Origin of the sequence: Pseudomonas sp. RIT357, from assembly GCF_000632245.1 — a bacterium.
GTDB classification, from domain to species: Bacteria; Pseudomonadota; Gammaproteobacteria; order Pseudomonadales; family Pseudomonadaceae; genus Aquipseudomonas; species Aquipseudomonas sivasensis.
This window is the reverse complement of record NZ_JFYX01000044.1, coordinates 1-311: the sequence shown is the minus strand read 5'-3', so window position 1 is coordinate 311 and position 311 is coordinate 1. Positions and strand designations below refer to the sequence as shown.

General features: G+C 60.1%; 1 pseudogene. It reads right to left on the bottom strand.

What is annotated here, in order from left to right:
- A pseudogene (locus tag BW43_RS0127710) lies at positions 1–311 on the bottom strand (L-arabinose ABC transporter permease AraH); the annotation flags it as partial.

Here is a 311-nt window from a genome sequence, read left to right as displayed (position 1 = left end):
TTCACCCCTGCCAGCAACGCCGCTTCCGGGTTGCCGCCGATGGCCATGGTGTTGCGCCCGTAGGTGGTGTAGTTCAGAAGCCAGCCGAAAAACACAAAGCACACGATGGTGATCAAAATCGGCACCGGCACGCCGAACAACTGGCCATTGCCGAACACAAAGAACTGCTCCTGGGACACGCCAACCGCCTTGCCGTCGGCAAAGATGTAGGCCAGGCCTCGCACGATCTGCATCGTGGCCAAGGTGGTGATCAACGCATTGACCCGCAGCTTGGCGATGACGATGCCGTTGATCAGCCCGACGATCAGGCC